The organism is Rhodoblastus sp., from assembly GCF_041915505.1.
Classification (GTDB): Bacteria; Pseudomonadota; Alphaproteobacteria; order Rhizobiales; family Beijerinckiaceae; genus Rhodoblastus.
Window position 1 is genome coordinate 1 of sequence record NZ_JAYSBG010000461.1, and the last position, 2,351, is coordinate 2,351.

Annotated in this window: 3 protein-coding genes and 1 tRNA gene; all 4 read right to left on the reverse strand. The window is 63.8% G+C overall.

Annotated features, from left to right (window positions below; translation table 11 throughout):
- Positions 1–643, reverse strand: a 643-nt coding sequence (locus ACE3S9_RS18605) for an NADH-quinone oxidoreductase subunit C (protein ID WP_374547964.1), incomplete at its 3' end; no start/stop codon positions are given.
- Positions 644–742: 99 nt separating this feature from the next.
- Positions 743–1,327 (reverse strand): NADH-quinone oxidoreductase subunit B family protein, encoded by a 585-nt coding sequence (locus ACE3S9_RS18610; protein WP_374547965.1) that lies wholly within the window; start codon positions 1,325–1,327, stop codon positions 743–745.
- A complete protein-coding gene (locus ACE3S9_RS18615; protein ID WP_374547966.1) occupies positions 1,318–1,683 on the reverse strand; it encodes an NADH-quinone oxidoreductase subunit A in 366 nt (121 codons plus the stop codon). The genes ACE3S9_RS18610 and ACE3S9_RS18615 overlap by 10 nt, the downstream gene beginning before the upstream one ends.
- A gap of 484 nt (positions 1,684–2,167) precedes the next feature.
- A tRNA-Asp gene (locus ACE3S9_RS18620) sits at positions 2,168–2,244 on the reverse strand.
- Between the last annotated feature and the right edge of the window lie 107 nt (positions 2,245–2,351).

Consider the following 2,351-nt stretch of genomic DNA (forward strand, 5'->3'; position numbering starts at 1 on the left):
AGACCTGCTTGGTGGCCTTCTCGTCGCCGGGAAGCTCATATTCAGCAGCCTCCCAGGGCGAGAGAAAATCGAAGCTGCGATATTCCTGGCTGAGCTTGGTCGGCTCATAGACCACGCGCTTCTGCGCATCGTCATAGCGGACCTCGACATAGCCGGACATCGGGAAATCCTTGCGCAGCGGATGGCCGTCGAAGCCATAGTCCGTCAGCATGCGGCGCAGGTCGGGATGGCCGGCGAACAGCACGCCATACATGTCATAGGCCTCGCGCTCGAACCAGTCGGCGGCGGGCCAGACGCCGAAGGCGCTGTCGACCGGCGTATCCTCGTCGGTCAGGCATTTGGCGCGAAGGCGTAGATTGGCCGAGGGATCGAGCAGATGGACGACCACGTCGAAACGCTGTTCGCGCGCCGGCCAATCGACCGCGGTCAGGTCGATGAAGCAGACAAAACCGTTGTCGCGCAGAAAGGTCAGCGAAGAAATCCATTTGGCCGCGTCGAACACGACCGTCAGTTCGTCATAGGCGATATCCGCCGAAAGCACGGCGTCGCCGAGGCCCGACGAAATTTTCGCGGACAGGGCCTGCAATTTCTCCCGCAGGACGGCGGAATGGTCCGTCGCGGGGGCGCTCTGCTCGTCAGCCATGCTCACACCTCAATCCCGTTTCTCGATTCTGACGGGCAGAACCAACGGCCGGCGGACGCCGGAATAATGATGGACGCGCCCTGTCGAGCGCGTCGGAATTCAGCGCTCGATCGTGCCGGTGCGGCGGATCTTCCGCTGCAGCAGCATGATTCCGTAAAGCAGCGCCTCGGCGGAAGGCGGACAGCCCGGAACATAGATGTCGACCGGGACGACGCGATCGCAGCCGCGCACCACCGAATAGGAATAGTGGTAATAGCCGCCGCCATTGGCGCAGGAGCCCATCGAAATGACGTAGCGCGGCTCCGGCATCTGGTCATAGACCTTGCGCAAAGCGGGGGCCATTTTGTTGGTCAGCGTGCCAGCCACGATCATCACGTCGGACTGGCGCGGCGAGGCGCGCGGCGCGAAGCCGAAGCGCTCCACGTCATAGCGCGGCATGGCGACCTGCATCATTTCGACGGCGCAGCAGGCCAGACCGAAGGTCATCCACATCAGCGAGCCGGTGCGGGCCCAGTTGATCAGATCATCGGTCGCGGTGACCAGAAAGCCCTTGTCGGCCAGTTCGTCATTGATGGCCAGGAAGGTCGGGTCGTCGGCGCCGATCGGCTTGCCGGTGCGCGGGTCGAGAATGCCGCGCGGCGCCGGCGCGATAAGGGTTTGGCCCTTGTCGGAGGTCAATCCCATTCCAGGGCTCCCTTCTTCCATTCATAGATGAAGCCGACGGTCAGCACGCCGAGGAAAGCCATCATCGACCAGAAGCCGAAGGCGCCGATCTGACGAAAGGCGACCGCCCAGGGGAACAGGAAGGCGACTTCGAGATCGAAGATGATGAACAGCAGCGAGACCAGATAGAACCGCACGTCGAATTTCATGCGCGCGTCGTCGAAGGCGTTGAAGCCGCATTCGTAAGCCGAGAGCTTTTCGGCGTCGGGCGCCTTGAAGGCGAGCAGGAAGGGCGCGACAAGCAGCGCCCCCGAAATGACCGCCGACAGGGCGATGAAGATCACCAGCGGCAGATAATCGTTCAGGAGGACCGGCATGGCTTTGTCCTGGCTCTGGTTTCCGGCTCGCCGCCCCGCCCGGTATGGCCCGGACCGGCTCGTCGCCGCCGCGCGGTCGGGAGGCGGCCTCGAAAAAGCCACAACACGCCACGGGATCGTCTTGGTTCCGTATCGCAGGGCGGCGCCGCGCGCAAGGCCCAACCATGGACCGAACCCTGAGCGGCGCTGCGGGCGCGGATCGCCCGATTCGTCATAGGCCCCGGAAAACCGGGGATTTTGGCGTCGCAGGCCTCGCGGCCGGACATTCGACGCCGTGATTTCATGCGAAAGTCGGAGCAATTTCCAAACGCCGCGACGCACAAAGGCGACGAAATTTTCGCCGCAGGCCGCCGACGCGACGCTGCCATTCCGGCCCGACCGCCGCTGGGCGGCAAGCCGTATCGTCAAGCGCGAACGCGACGATTCGAGCCCGCCCGCTTGCGCGGCCGGGTTGAAATTGGAGCAGAAAGGAACGCCAAAAGAATGGCGAGAGAGACGGGACTTGAACCCGCGACCTCCGGCGTGACAGGCCGGCGCTCTAACCAACTGAGCTACTCCCCCGCTCGACCGCGACGCTGCTGCATCGATCGGAGGCCTGCGAATTAAGACAGCCGCGCCGGCAAGTCAAGCGCTGTTATGGCGATTTCGTGAAGCGCCTTGCGCGCCCT